The following is a 12,646-nucleotide window of genomic DNA, read 5'->3' as shown; positions in this document are numbered from 1 at the left end:
TTCAGAACCCCACGCCTAAGGAAAAATGCACGCGGACCTTCTTGTCCGTGGCGCCATAGGCCACATCCAGCGCGAACGGCCCTACCGGGCTGGCCCAGCGGGCACCCACGCCATAGCCCTTGTGCGCTTTGAACGAAAGCCAGTCGTTGGCCGCGCCGCCGACATCGGCGAACACCGCGGCCCGCCACTTGCCGACGATCTTGTGCTGGTATTCGGCGCTGGCCGTCGCCAGCACCCGCCCGCCCTCGACCGCGCCGCTGGCGGTCTTCAAACCCAAGGTCTGGTAATCGTAGCCACGCACCGAGCCTGCGCCGCCGGCACGGAACAACCAATCGTTGGGTACGGCGGCGGTATCGTCGCTGACCACCTGGCCGGCCTCGCCGCGCAGCAAGAGCAGACCGTCTTCTCCCAGGGGGTGGTACCAACCGACCCGCCCCCAGGCGCGCACGAAGTTGGTACTGGAAAACAGCGTCTTGGCCGCCCCGCCCAGTTGCCAGTTCAGCAACAGGCCACGGCGTGGATCGGCCGGATTGTCGACCGATATCCGGGACCAGTCCTGCGACAGGATCAGCGCCTTGTTGCGCTGCTCCGGCTTATCCTCGGTTTTTTCGTGGCCCATGGTGTACTGCAGGGCCTGGGTGATCTCGATCTTGCCCTTCTGCCGGCTGCGCTGCACCTTGACGGTCTGGGTAGTGGTGTTCACGCCGGACACATCCTCGTGCTTGAGCACGAAATTACCGGCATAGCGATAGCCATCCGAATTCGGCGGAAATTCCACGCCGGCATTGAACGATTGCTCGCGGCGTTGCAGCTTCAGATCCACCGTGCCGATCCACCCCCGCCGCCGCAGATTGCTGTCGCGATAGACCACGCTGGCGCGCGGCCCCTTATCGGTATCGAAACCCAAGCCCACTTCCGTCTTGTAGCGTGGCGCCTCGACCAGTTCCAGGCTGACGGGCACGCCATCCGGCTTGCTCGCGTCGATAGGCACATCGACGAATACGCTGGAGAAATACGGCGTGTTCTGCAAGGCGGTCTGGAAATCGAGCAGCTTCTGTTGGCTATAGCCCTCGCCCGCCTTGAAGGTGGAGAAACGTTCTATCAGCGTGCGCGGATATTTCTGCAGACCCTTCACCTGCAGTTCGCCGAAGGTAAAGCGGGGGCCCGAATCGTAGTTGACCGTCAATTCGGCGCTGGCCTTGGCCGGGTCGATCTCGGCCCGGCTCTGGCTGATGGTCGCGGCCGGGAAACGGTCGATGATCAAGGCCTGCAGCCCGCGCCGCTTGGCGCCGCTCCATTCGGACTGGGTGAAGTTACCGCCGATGGGTAGCGGCCACACTTCGAGCAGCTCTGCCCAGCGGGCGCGAAAGTCGGGCTCATTGACGATGGCGCCCTCGACCCGTACGTCCACATCGTGGACCATGGCCTGCTCGCCGGGCTCCACCGTGAACTGCAATTGCCAGCCCTTCCGTTCGAGTTTGATCGAACTTTCGATCTTGGGCTGGAAGTAACCCTGCGGCGCCAACAGTGTCTCGATCTCTTTCGGGGTGGCCTCATACAGGCGCTCCAACTGCTCCCGGTCGATGTAATCGTTACCTTTCCAGCGCAGGATGCCGAGGTTGTGGCGCAACAACTCGGCCAACGGCGCGGGGGCGTTGATATCGACGTGGTAATCGAGCCCTGCCGCAAATGCCGGTGCGGCCATCAGCAAGGCGAGCAGACGGGGAGTAAAGGATGGACGTGGCACGGCAGGGAGTTTAACCAGCCCCGGACGGCACGTCATGAACGGATTGGATGTCGGCACCTTGATCCATTTGGAAACAATTACTTAATAATGGATTACCGACGCGCGGTCATGCCATCGCGACGGCAAGTGGGTAAAATCCGGCTTACATGCGTTGATTATAAACACTGGCCAACCGGGGAGCCGCCACGCATCGCTGCGGGAGCGGCGGACCATGGCAATGATTCCCGGGCAAGCCAGTTCCACAGGGCTGAGCTTGACCATGACGCTCTCCGGCGTTTCCAGCAGCAATTATCTTGCCGCCACCAGCTTAAGGCTGCACGCCGCCAGCTGCGGCTGCACGCAATGCGCCGCCCAACGGGTCGAAACCAGCCCCGCCCCGGAGGATATCCAGGCGCGGGACGGCAATTCGCCGCTGTCGAAAACCGATACGCAACTGAGCCAGGAAGAACAGGAGCAGGTCCGCAAGCTGCAGGCCCGCGACCGTGAGGTGCGCCAGCATGAACAGGCGCATCTGAGCGCGGCGGGCGGTATTACGGTTTCTGGCCCTCATTACAGCTATCAGCGCGGGCCGGATGGGGTCAGCTATGCCATTGGTGGCGAGGTCAATATCGATGTGTCGCCTGGGAGTACGCCGCAGGAATCGCTGCAGAAGGCGCTTAGTATCGCTCGTGCAGCACTGGCTCCACGCGATCCGTCCGGCGCGGACCAGGCGGTGGCGGCGCAGGCTGGGAGGATGGCACAGGCGGCACGGATTGAGATTGCGGCTGAGGCAAACGGGACGGGTGACGACAGCAAGGACTCGGCGGAGCGGGTTCGGCAGGCTTATCAGGGGGCGCGGGAGTCGGGGCTGCCTAATAATTTGATTAGTGCTTATGCTTAGGCACCGAGCGCACAAGCCGCGGTCACAATGGCATGGCCCGCCAACAATTGCATCCCGCGCATTGAACTCGCCAGATATCGCGGGTCTTATACAGGACGGACGCATATCAGCGTCAGACTGAGGTGCCGGCCTGGATTTTTTGGGGGATGGCCGCACGACCGATTTCCGTATAAATCATAGGAAGTCATTTATGCTGTTCAGTTGGGCCAAGCCCGCGTTCACTTCCACCTTTAAGTGGGATCATACTTGGGTAACGGATTTCGATAACAGGGTGCCCGTGTATGCAGACATTTCTACTGTGATCGCGGCGGGATCACGTTATTAGGTACTGTTGGGGCGACTTTCATCCGACGGGCGGGACACCGTCGCTTCCAGATGGACTGATAGGTTCCGCCGCAGGTAATAAGGCTTTGGCCGAATGCTTGTGCAAACCCAATATCCCTTCAGGCACGGATCCGCAGGCCTGCGGGACAATCTTTGTCTATGGAGTACACGGCGTCTGTCACCAGCTGTCGAATCAAGTCCTATGGGCAACAGGGCAAGGCAGCTCGCCCCCCTTGACGGTACATTTGGCACGAGGCTATGGTGTCACAAGCGCTTTGTATGGCGACTACGGTAACGTGCCTGCAGACTGGGAGGCACGCAAGTTGCATTGCCATGCATCACCATCGCGGACGCATGGTGTTCAGGCTCACCGGAGAGAAAGTGCCATGCAACATCCCAAAGACAACTTTGAACGAAAGGTCGATTCGGTGCTCCGAGAGACACCTCGTGCGCACAAGATCGATAAGTTACTGAAGCTGCGTCGTCATCATCAAGCGAGCCTGCTTCAAATCGGCGAGGGCGCAGGTGATGGCCGCACGTCGGTACCGTCTGCCGAGATGTTGAATGCGCTGAACAATAACTTTCTGCGTCAAGCGGAGGAGTTATTGGGGCAAGCGGATTTCCAACGGATTTTCGACATACCGGCCGGACAAATCGTCAATGTCGTTGACCAAACGATTTTGGATCAAGCAAATCTGGACAAGCTGCATGTCTGATGGACGCACGGCAGTTACAGGTTCCCTACCCTTCCGTATCCGCCCATCGAACCTCTGATCAGCAAATTGCTCCACGCCAAATGCTATCCAAGCCAGGCGGAGGCGGCACACCAACCGTTCCGCGCAGCCACTCGCCTCACTTCGGCCGCGGCGGCTTGGTCGCTTTATCTGGCTGGCTCAGGGTCCCGGCGCGCAGTGCCTTAACGGCATTCAACACCGAACGGGCCACATTACGCACTTCTTCCTGCACGTCCTCGTCCTTATCGAGCACATCGTGGCTGCTGTAGTAAGGCTCGTAATAACCTATATAGCGATCGAGCTTAGCGGCCGCGCCTGCGTCGATCATGCCCATCCATTCCAGCCAATCGACCAGGCTGCGCCGGTGCGGCTCCACGCCAGCCACATCACCGTGTACCACCACGCCGAAGACCCGCCCTGCCACATGCTTGGGATAATCCCAGCCGGCTTGCTCCATGCGTTTGGCCTCCACCACCTGTTTACCGTGCGTGGTGGTCGGGTCCGGATTGCCGCCGTCCGCGCAGACCATGCGATCTATCAGCAACTTGAGTGGGCTGGGTGATTGGTACCAATAGGTGGGCGCCAGGATAATCACCGCATGCGCGGCCACCCAGCGCTCATAGATCTCGGCCATCCAGTCATCGGCTTGATCCTGTGCGTGGTTGGGATAGCAGGTGCATGGCCAGTGGCACAGCGGCATCGCACTCGATACGCAACCCTTGCAGGGCTGAATGGTGCGGCCGTATTCCGATGTGACCAGGCTCAAATCCAGCACATCCGCCTCGACGCCTTCCGCCTCCAGCACCTGCTGGGCGATCCCGGTCAACCGCCAGGTCTTGGATATCTCGCCGGGACAGGTGCCATCGTTGCGCGCGCTGCCACACACCAACAACACGCGTGATGGCGTGGCGCTGTCATTCCAGCGCTGCTGGGCCAGCCGCAGGCGCTTGCGTGTTTCCAACCATTGCACGGATATCTGATAGCTCGGATCAGCGAATTCCGGTCCCGCCGGCTGGGTGATTGGCGCCTTCCGACCTTCCTGGAAGGCCTGCCAGGCAATCTCTTCCAGCCGTGCAATCGCATCGCGCTCGACTGCATAGGCCGGGTCATAGAAACGAACATTGAAGCGAGCGTGGAACTGCTCGCGCGTGAGTGGCGGCGGTGCCTGCCCTGTTCGGATATCGGTCATTTGGGCTCCAGCGAACAATGCTTTAAAGCCAAGCAGATAGCTCGCAACTCGTCGTATCTGAATAAAATTTTTTGGCAATTAATGTGCCTGAGGAGCCCATTACCGCAGCACAGCAGGTCGCGACGTTGAAATTTCCTTGCCACTTCCGCGCCGAACTGATCGAGCAGGTCACCAGCCTGGCCAGCTTTTCGGCGGAACTGGACGGCATGGCCAAGGGGGTGGCGGCAATCGCCAACCAGACCAACTTGCTGGCGCTCAACGCTGCCATCGAGGCGGCGCGGGCCGGCGAGCACGGCCGGGGGTTCAGCGTGACGGAGAACCAGCAGACCGGTGCGGCGCTGAAGATGCTCGATGCCTCGCTGGACGATTTCACCGTCGCGACCCAGCGCATGGCGGATATCAACAGTAATTTGAAGGCACACGGCAACCAGGTCGAGCAGGAATTGAACCAGAACCTGGTGGCGATGCAGTTCCAGGATAGGGCCTGCCAGATGATGGACCATGTCGTACAGGACCTGGCCCGCATGGAGGAGCACTTGGCCGCCGTATTGCACGACCCGGACGGCAAGTCGCCAGCCGTGTCGCCGAACGACTGGCTGCGCCGGCTGCAAGGTACGTATTCCACCTTGGAACAGGCGCATCTGCATGGTGGCACTACCGCGTCCAGCGCTTCATCGGGCGACGCCGAATTCTTTTAAAGCGCGTGCCGCCGGCACAAGCTGCTTAGAGGTGTTCCATGGCAGAATCTAGGATTCCACATTTCGCATAAAATCCGCCGTCCGCATAAACGCCTGTTCCAAATGGAGAGCCTGTCACTTCGAGCGTTGAACGTTTTGAAGTCCGGGTGAGGCCGATAGCCAGTCCCATCTGGTTTGGGCTGAATAAATGCAGACCAGATACCATCCAGTTTCGGTGGTGCGACGCAGGACCGGCCGCTTAACGCACCGACAGCACGAAAATTCTGCTGCCATCAGGCTTGCAGGAGTGGGAGGGATTCCGACAACGGGTTGCGCAGAGACGCGAAACGAAACCGAGGTGGGGTATTTGTAACTAGCGGAATCTCGCGGGTCCGCAGACCCGCAGGTGTTGTAATTCGGCAGGGATCCCGAGAGGTTCATTGGGCTTCTGGCCAATCCTCGCACAAGTTAAAGCATCAATCGAGATCATACCCGTCCCATGAAGCACGACTGGCGATTCTTGCCCATGAAGTCTATAAAACAACGAGATGCAATTCGTCATCGCCTGGTTCTTTAGTCCGACCTGGCGAGATCAAGCGTAGGCTCATCAAGATCGTCAGGTACATAGGCGGGAGGTAGTGATGCGACTCACTGTAACTGCCCGGATCGCAGGCGGCTATGCCGTCGTACTCTTTTTGGCTGCTGGCATCCTGATTGTCGGCATGCTCGGTTTGAATAGCGTCAATGACAGTCTACTGGTGATTTCCGACAAATCGGCCCCCATGATTTCGGCCACCAGCCGCATGCAGTCCAGTCTATTGCAGGCCAAGCTTGCGGTGATGCGCCATTTTCAACTAAGCAATCTGGGGGAATTGAGTCGCCTGGAACAGGTATTCGACGAACAACGCAAGCAGTACGAACAAGCACGCTCGACACTTCAATTGCTTACCAAGGAGCAACCCAGGCTAGAACAGGCGCTCACCGCCGCTGACGCAGCTAGCACACAAGTTTTCCAGCAAGGCCCAGCTGTCATGAAAGCACATCGTGTAGATACCGAGAAAGGCATCCACCTGGTTAAGCAAAAGCGTGAGTTCGGCGATATGGGCGATGAATTGACCGGACTGCTTTCTGAGATAAAGGGTGCGCCGGCTCAGGCAAAAACCTGGGGTAGTCTAGCTGATCAGATAGCCCACAGTGTCAGCATTGGGCTGGAAAAGAACCTGGAATCGGCGGTGTTGGCGGTAAGGAGCGAAGTCGAGACTAAGTTTGGTGAAATCGACAAGCAGGCTGAAGCGATTTCCCGTGCTGATCCGGCCCAGTTAAAGGCGCGACAAAGCACGGATCGCATTAAGGCCGCTTCAGTGGGAGAAAGTGGTCTTCTCACGCTTTATGCCGCGCAACTCAAATTGCGCAAAGAAGCAGCAGGCGCGTTGGGACAGATTGATGAATCCAGTGTGATCGCCTTGCAGCAAATCGGCGCAATGACCAAGGTGGTGGACGAATTAACGGCGAGCACCAAGCAGTCTGCTGCTGCAACGATGCAGAGCAGTACTGGCCTACTGACCGTCTTTGCCTTAGTCGCCCTACTTGTTTCTGTCGTGGTTGCGGCTTGGATCATTCGGGCGATCAGTAGCCAACTGGGTAATCTTTCCGGCTCCATGGTGGCTATGGAACATGATCTCGACTTCACGCGGCGAGTTACGATAAAGGGAAACGACGAACTGACCGTGGCGGCTCGCTCATTCAATCGCCTTGTGGCAACAGTGCAAAACGCTTTGCATGAAACCCATGAGGCATCTGCCGAGATTGCGGGAGTTGCACGCAAGTTGCTCAACACGGCGGGTCAGGTCGCCAATGGTTCTGCAAAGCAGAGCGATGCCGCTGGTGCCATGGCGGCATCCATAGAGCAGTTGTCAACCAGCATCAGCCACGTAACGGATGGGGCGAACCAGGCGCGCAGCTTTTCGCGCGACGCAGGGGAAAGGGCACGTAGCGGTCGTGAGGTAATCGACCGTACAGTCAATGAAATGAGCGGCATTTCCACCGAAATTAACCTGCTTGGTGGTTCAGTGGATGAGTTGGGTCGACGCTCCCAGGAAATCTCCAGCATTGTCCAGGTCATCAAGGATGTAGCAGGGCAGACTAATCTTCTGGCACTGAATGCCGCCATCGAGGCCGCCAGGGCTGGCGAGCAAGGTAGAGGCTTCGCCGTAGTGGCCGACGAAGTGCGCAAGCTTGCAGAGCGCACTACCGGCGCGACCCTGGATATCGCAAGCAAGATAGGCGCGATCCAGTCCTCCATAGAGATCGCAGTGAAAGCGGTGCGTAGTACGGTTGAAAAGGTCGAGAGCGGTGTAACACTGACCCGCCAGGCAGGCGGTGCCATGCATGCCATTACAGCCGGTACGCAGGAGGTCGAACAGCAAGTCAGTGCAATCTCGGGCGCTTTGGTCGAGCAAAATATCGCCAGCCAGCAAATTGCAGTTAACGTGGAACAGATTGCCGACATGACCGAGCAAAATTCCCGAGCTTCAAATGAAGCATCCTACTTGGCAAACGAGCTGGAAACGGTAGTACATCGGCTGGAAGCCAGTATTAGCCGCTTTCGCAATTAATAATTTCGAAAACGTACTAAACCCAAAAAGGAGTAAACTTTCCATGGAGAAACCAATCATCAAACATTTGTTTGGGCTGGCACTCTGCTTATATTACGGCAACGCTCTGGCAGCCGGATGCGAACTGCATGTTACTCGGACTGCCTGCGCTGGCAAGGAAGCCATAAGCTATAAGAAGTGCGAAGGCAAGGCTGCCTGTACCGAATTTGTTGATGCGGCGGATGCGAGTGCCTGTAAGAAGGCAGCACTGGAGGCTTGTGAAAATAAGCGCCTCTCCATCACCAAATCCAAAGTGATCAGTGCTAAATTTGACGGTAAGGAACTGAAATCCGATAAAGGGGATGCCGATTTTTGTAAAGCTTATCTAAATCGCGCGGCCGAATTTGACAAATGCTGATAACGCGTTAACAGGCTGGTGAGAAACTCGTCGGAGTCCCACTGTACTGCAGGAAAACTGTGGAAATACGGGATTTTGTTCAAGAATCAGGCAATTTTCGCCTATTTTTTGAGCAAACCTCCCTGATCTGGTCGGATTTTCCCACGCAGTCGCTGATGCCGGGAGTTTCTCACCAGCCTGTTAGGAGAACCCCACACCAACCATGCCCGCCTTACAAAGCGGGGTACATTGCGGGGTTCATTTAGCTACCTACAGTTCCTCATAAAATCCGCAGTCCGCATAAACGCCTGTTCCAAATGGAGTTTCAGCGCAGGCCGATCCCCCAACTGCTCATCCATCGCCTTATACATGCAGTACAGCCACTCATCCCGCATCCGTTCGTCGATACGAAATGGCAGATGACGTGCCCGCAACATGGGATGGCCGTGCTTCTCAACATACAAGGCCGGACCACCCATCCAACCGACCAGGAACAGGTAGAGCCGTTCGCGCGCTTCGGATAGATCGGCCGAGTGGGCAGCGCGTACGCCGGCGGCGACCGGGTCGCTGTCCATGATGTCGTAGAAGCGTTGCACCAGCAGGCGTACGCCGGCTTCCGCGCCTATCACTTCGTAGGGAGTACCTGCCAGGATTTGACTCATCGTGTTTGCTCATTGCCACCGCAGCGCGGCGTGGTAAATGGATATCCGCCTGCTGGCGGTAGGTGATGCTTCAAGGCGAAACCGGCTGATCGGCGCTGATCGGCAAGGCGTCCAGCGTAGCCTGGCCGCGAATCTCGCGGAATAAGGCGGTGGCTTCCGGATAGCTGCGGCGCAAATATCCCAGCCACTGCTTGAGCCTGCCCGGTGCATAGCTAGGGGCGCCGCTACCGATCAGGCCGGCATGGAATTGCCGCACAATGCCCAGTAGTTCAGGCCACTCCACCGTGTCGGCCGGTTGGCCGGCCAGCTCGGCGCGGATCTGCCGCGCCAAGTCCGGCCGCGAAATCAGGCCACGTCCCAGCATGACATCGTCGCAGTTTGATTCGCGCCGGCATTGCAGATAATCCTGCACGGTCCAGATTTCGCCATTGGCGACCACGGGCGCCCTTACCACTTCCTTGATGCGGGCGATCCAATGCCAGTGGGCCGGCGGCTTATAGCCATCGACCTTGGTTCGGGCATGCACCACCAGTTCGGCCGAGCCGCCTTCGTCCATGGCCCGCGCGCAATCCAGTGCCAGCGCGGTGTCCTCATAGCCCAAGCGCATCTTGGTAGTGACCGGAATGGCAGCGGGCACGGCGGCACGCACCGCGCGCACGATCTCGTTGAGCAGCTCGGGCTCGTTCAACAGCACGGCCCCGCCTCGGTGGCGATTGACCGATTTGGCCGGGCAGCCGAAGTTCAGGTCTATGCCCGGCGCACCCAACTCGGCAGCCCGGGCGGCATTGTCGGCCAGGCAGGCGGGATCGGAACCGAGCAATTGCAGCTTGAGCGGGACGCCGGCCGCTGTCCGCCAGCCATTGGCCCACTCCGGCGCCACGCGCTTGAAATAGCGGGGCGGCAACAGGGTGCTGGTGACCCGCACGAACTCGGTGACGCACCAGTCCACGCCGCCTATCTCGGTCAACGCGGCGCGCAGCGGCGCATCGACCAAGCCTTCCATGGGTGCCAACGCAATTCGCACAGTCAATTCCAAGCCTTTGAAAAAACGCGGATTCTAGCAAACTCGACCGCTTATCGACGCATCCATGCAAACAGACCGACAGGCGGCCCGGATATTTCATATGCTTTAACAGGTACCTTCGGGCGATATCCCGGTTTATCAAGATCGCAGGCGTCTTCAGGGAGTAGCAAGCATGAAGAATTTCAGCTTTGCCCTACGCATCATCGCGGGCTTCGGCTTACTGTTGCTGTTGATGGTGGCGGTCGCCCTGACCGGCTCCTGGGGCGTGGAAAGCCAGTACCAGCGGGTCAAGCTGCTGGTGGAGGGTGATATCGCCCTGAATACGGCCGCGAGCGATGCCCGCTATCACGTCGGTAATCTACGCCGATACGAGAAAGACAGCTTTATCAATATCGACAAGTCCGACAAGGTGCAGGAGTACCGCAAGAAATGGGATGACACCATTATCAAGGCGCAGGATAGCATCAAGCGCGCCGAAGGCCTGGCCGACGATGATACCAAGAAGCAGATCGCCGAGCTGCGCAGCCAGATGGACAAATACGCCGTTGGCTTCCGCCAAGTCGCCGGCCAGTTGGGCCAGAGCCTGACGACGACCGCAGACGCCAACAAGGCCATGGGCGAATTCAAGGGCCATGTGCATGGCATGGAAGAATCGCTCAATGGCTTGCTGAAGGTCACCGAGGAGAAGGCCGGCCGCGTTACCGGCGAATTGGCTGCCTCGCGCTCAAGTACTCAGCAGGCCTTGTGGGTACAAGCCATCCTGGCAGTCTTGCTGGGCATTGCGGTAGCCAGCGGGGTGGCCGTTTCCATCCGCCGGCCGCTGGATGCTACCCAGCAGGTGGCGCAGCGTATCGCCGCCGGCAATAACCTGACCCTGGCCCTGCCCGATGCCGGCAGGAACGAGGTCGGCCGCACGATAGGCGCGTTCACGCAGCTATTCCTGGGATTGCGCAACCTGGTGCGCGAAGCGGGCCACAGCGCCAAGCAGGTGGCCAATTCCGCCACCGAAATGGACACCATCTCCGAGCAGGTCGCCGTGGCGTCGTCGCATCAAGCCTCGGCTTCCGCGGCCGTCGCTGCGGCCATCGAGGAATTGACCACCAGCATCGCGGTGGTGTCGGATAGCGCCGACAGCGTGCGCACCGAAGCCTCCAAGGCGGTTACCCAGGCCGATGACGGCGAAAAACTGGCCAGCCAGGCCGCCGAGGAAATCGGCCGCATCGCCGATGCGCTGGAGGCCGCCGGCGTGGCGATCGAGGCGCTGAATGCCCGCTCCGGAGAGATCGGCGGCATTGTGCGGGTGATCAAGGACATTGCCGAGCAGACCAATCTGCTGGCGCTCAATGCCGCCATCGAAGCGGCCCGGGCCGGTGAGATGGGTCGCGGTTTCGCCGTGGTGGCCGACGAGGTACGCAAACTGGCTGAACGTACCGCCGGTGCTACCGCGGATATCTCCGGCAAGATCGACACGGTGCAGCGCGACACCGCCCAAGCCCATAGCCGCATGCAGGAGGCCAGTAGCCGTATCGATTCCGGCGTGGCCTGTGCGCAGGCCCTGGCTACCACCCTGGTCAATATTCGTAGCGGCGCCAAGGGTACGGTCCATACCTTGACCGAGATCTCCACCGCGGTAAGGGAACAGAAGATCGCCTCCAACCAGATCGCACAGAACATCGAGCATATCGCGCAGATGAGCGAGGAAAACCACGCTTCGGTCTCCTCGGCCAATCTGCTGGCTAAACATCTGGGCGAACTGTCGCGGAACCTGAATCTGCAGATCGGGAAGTTCGTGGTGGATTGATAGGGGGCGAGGCTCCGCTTGCTTGCAAGTCAGCGGAGTTGCTTACCCATCCAAACGCAACCGGGCTGGCGGAATAACTCGGTGAAACCGAATCTTCCATACCAGCCCAGCGCGCGTACATTGCGCGGGTCCACGCCCAGATGCACCGCCGGGACCGAGGCCTCGGCCAAACCGGCGAGGATACGCTCCATCAAGCGGCCCCCAAGCCCCTGCCCTGGCAGCGCGGGAGCAGGTCGATATGCAGATGGCCCGGCCAGTCCGCCAAGCGCGGATCGAGCGTGAATGGCGCGTGCAGGCGATCCAGCAGGCCCTGGTCCAAGGGTGAGATCGCTGTCTGGTATTGCCGGCGCAGCGGCGGCAGCCACGCTGCCTCCATGCGGGCATAGAAGGCGCTTGAATCATCCGTGGCCAGGGCGTAAGCGCAGACACCCTCCCCGTCTTCCGCCACCCAGGCGAAGCGTGCTGCCAAATCGAGGTAAGGGCCGGCGTAAAGATGGCCATATAGCTCGCCCTGCCGGCCCGGTGCGCCGGCATCCTGGCCGGCGTCGGCCGTGGCGAGACAGATAGCGTAGACGGACGCGATATCGGCCGGGATCGCGAGACGTAGTTGCGTCATC

Annotated in this window: 12 protein-coding genes; 6 read left to right on the top strand and 6 right to left on the bottom strand. The window is 59.4% G+C overall.

Annotated elements, in window-relative coordinates:
- Position 1: 1 nt before the first annotated feature.
- Positions 2-1,747: an autotransporter assembly complex protein TamA gene (locus FNU76_RS21915; protein WP_179958241.1), complete on the bottom strand. Its 1,746-nt coding sequence runs from the start codon at positions 1,745-1,747 to the stop codon at positions 2-4.
- A 211-nt stretch (positions 1,748-1,958) separates the two neighbouring features.
- Between FNU76_RS21915 and FNU76_RS21910 the strand changes: the two genes are divergently transcribed.
- Both FNU76_RS21910 and FNU76_RS21905 read left to right on the top strand, forming a co-directional pair.
- A complete protein-coding gene (locus FNU76_RS21910; RefSeq protein WP_223879138.1) occupies positions 1,959-2,627 on the top strand; it encodes a putative metalloprotease CJM1_0395 family protein in 669 nt (222 codons plus the stop codon).
- 710 nt (positions 2,628-3,337) lie between these two features.
- Positions 3,338-3,667 (top strand): hypothetical protein, encoded by a 330-nt coding sequence (locus tag FNU76_RS21905; RefSeq protein ID WP_144280174.1) that lies wholly within the window; start codon positions 3,338-3,340, stop codon positions 3,665-3,667.
- Positions 3,668-3,803: 136 nt separating this feature from the next.
- Here the strand turns inward: FNU76_RS21905 and FNU76_RS21900 are convergent, their stop codons facing one another.
- Positions 3,804-4,874, bottom strand: a complete 1,071-nt coding sequence (locus FNU76_RS21900; protein ID WP_144280173.1) for a flavodoxin family protein — start codon at positions 4,872-4,874, stop codon at positions 3,804-3,806.
- 83 nt (positions 4,875-4,957) lie between these two features.
- On the opposite strand from FNU76_RS21900, the gene FNU76_RS21895 reads away from it, so the two are divergent.
- The 3 genes from FNU76_RS21895 to FNU76_RS21880 all read left to right on the top strand — a co-directional run bounded on the left by FNU76_RS21895 (position 4,958) and on the right by FNU76_RS21880 (position 8,563).
- Positions 4,958-5,572 carry a methyl-accepting chemotaxis protein gene (locus tag FNU76_RS21895; RefSeq protein ID WP_223879137.1) on the top strand — a complete coding sequence of 205 codons (615 nt, stop codon included), beginning with the start codon at positions 4,958-4,960 and terminating at the stop codon, positions 5,570-5,572.
- A gap of 620 nt (positions 5,573-6,192) precedes the next feature.
- Positions 6,193-8,166 (top strand): methyl-accepting chemotaxis protein, encoded by a 1,974-nt coding sequence (locus tag FNU76_RS21885; protein ID WP_144280171.1) that lies wholly within the window; start codon positions 6,193-6,195, stop codon positions 8,164-8,166.
- 43 nt (positions 8,167-8,209) lie between these two features.
- Complete coding sequence (locus FNU76_RS21880) at positions 8,210-8,563, top strand: hypothetical protein (RefSeq protein WP_144280170.1); 354 nt, start codon at positions 8,210-8,212, stop codon at positions 8,561-8,563.
- Between the two features lie 245 nt (positions 8,564-8,808).
- Here FNU76_RS21880 and FNU76_RS21875 read toward each other — a convergent pair whose 3' ends face one another.
- A complete protein-coding gene (locus tag FNU76_RS21875) occupies positions 8,809-9,204 on the bottom strand; it encodes a group II truncated hemoglobin (RefSeq protein WP_144280169.1) in 396 nt (131 codons plus the stop codon).
- 70 nt (positions 9,205-9,274) lie between these two features.
- On the bottom strand, positions 9,275-10,228 hold the full coding sequence (locus FNU76_RS21870) for a tRNA dihydrouridine synthase (protein WP_144280168.1): 954 nt from the start codon (positions 10,226-10,228) through the stop codon (positions 9,275-9,277).
- A gap of 172 nt (positions 10,229-10,400) precedes the next feature.
- On the opposite strand from FNU76_RS21870, the gene FNU76_RS21865 reads away from it, so the two are divergent.
- Positions 10,401-12,029 (top strand): methyl-accepting chemotaxis protein, encoded by a 1,629-nt coding sequence (locus FNU76_RS21865; protein ID WP_144280167.1) that lies wholly within the window; start codon positions 10,401-10,403, stop codon positions 12,027-12,029.
- 29 nt (positions 12,030-12,058) lie between these two features.
- Here FNU76_RS21865 and FNU76_RS21860 read toward each other — a convergent pair whose 3' ends face one another.
- Positions 12,059-12,220 carry an N-acetyltransferase gene (locus FNU76_RS21860; protein WP_144280166.1) on the bottom strand — a complete coding sequence of 54 codons (162 nt, stop codon included), beginning with the start codon at positions 12,218-12,220 and terminating at the stop codon, positions 12,059-12,061.
- Positions 12,220-12,645, bottom strand: coding sequence for a GNAT family N-acetyltransferase (locus FNU76_RS21855; protein WP_144280165.1), 426 nt, complete (start codon positions 12,643-12,645; stop codon positions 12,220-12,222). The genes FNU76_RS21860 and FNU76_RS21855 overlap by 1 nt, the downstream gene beginning before the upstream one ends.
- Position 12,646: the final 1 nt, after the last annotated feature.

The sequence above is a fragment of the Chitinimonas arctica genome (genome assembly GCF_007431345.1).
Taxonomy (GTDB): domain Bacteria; phylum Pseudomonadota; class Gammaproteobacteria; order Burkholderiales; family Chitinimonadaceae; genus Chitinimonas; species Chitinimonas arctica.
This window is presented reverse-complemented; position numbering and strand designations above follow the sequence as displayed.

Bases quoted from the DNA above. Each gene is read 5' to 3' on its own strand.
- FNU76_RS21910 (WP_223879138.1), top strand. From the start codon at position 1,959: ATGGCAATGATTCCCGGGCAAGCCAGTTCCACAGGGCTGAGCTTGACC.
- FNU76_RS21905 (WP_144280174.1), top strand. From the start codon at position 3,338: ATGCAACATCCCAAAGACAACTTTGAACGAAAGGTCGATTCGGTGCTC.
- FNU76_RS21900 (WP_144280173.1), bottom strand. From the start codon at position 4,874: ATGACCGATATCCGAACAGGGCAGGCACCGCCGCCACTCACGCGCGAG.
- FNU76_RS21885 (WP_144280171.1), top strand. From the start codon at position 6,193: ATGCGACTCACTGTAACTGCCCGGATCGCAGGCGGCTATGCCGTCGTA.
- FNU76_RS21880 (WP_144280170.1), top strand. From the start codon at position 8,210: ATGGAGAAACCAATCATCAAACATTTGTTTGGGCTGGCACTCTGCTTA.
- FNU76_RS21875 (WP_144280169.1), bottom strand. From the start codon at position 9,204: ATGAGTCAAATCCTGGCAGGTACTCCCTACGAAGTGATAGGCGCGGAA.
- FNU76_RS21865 (WP_144280167.1), top strand. From the start codon at position 10,401: ATGAAGAATTTCAGCTTTGCCCTACGCATCATCGCGGGCTTCGGCTTA.
- FNU76_RS21860 (WP_144280166.1), bottom strand. From the start codon at position 12,220: ATGGAGCGTATCCTCGCCGGTTTGGCCGAGGCCTCGGTCCCGGCGGTG.
- FNU76_RS21855 (WP_144280165.1), bottom strand. From the start codon at position 12,645: ATGACGCAACTACGTCTCGCGATCCCGGCCGATATCGCGTCCGTCTAC.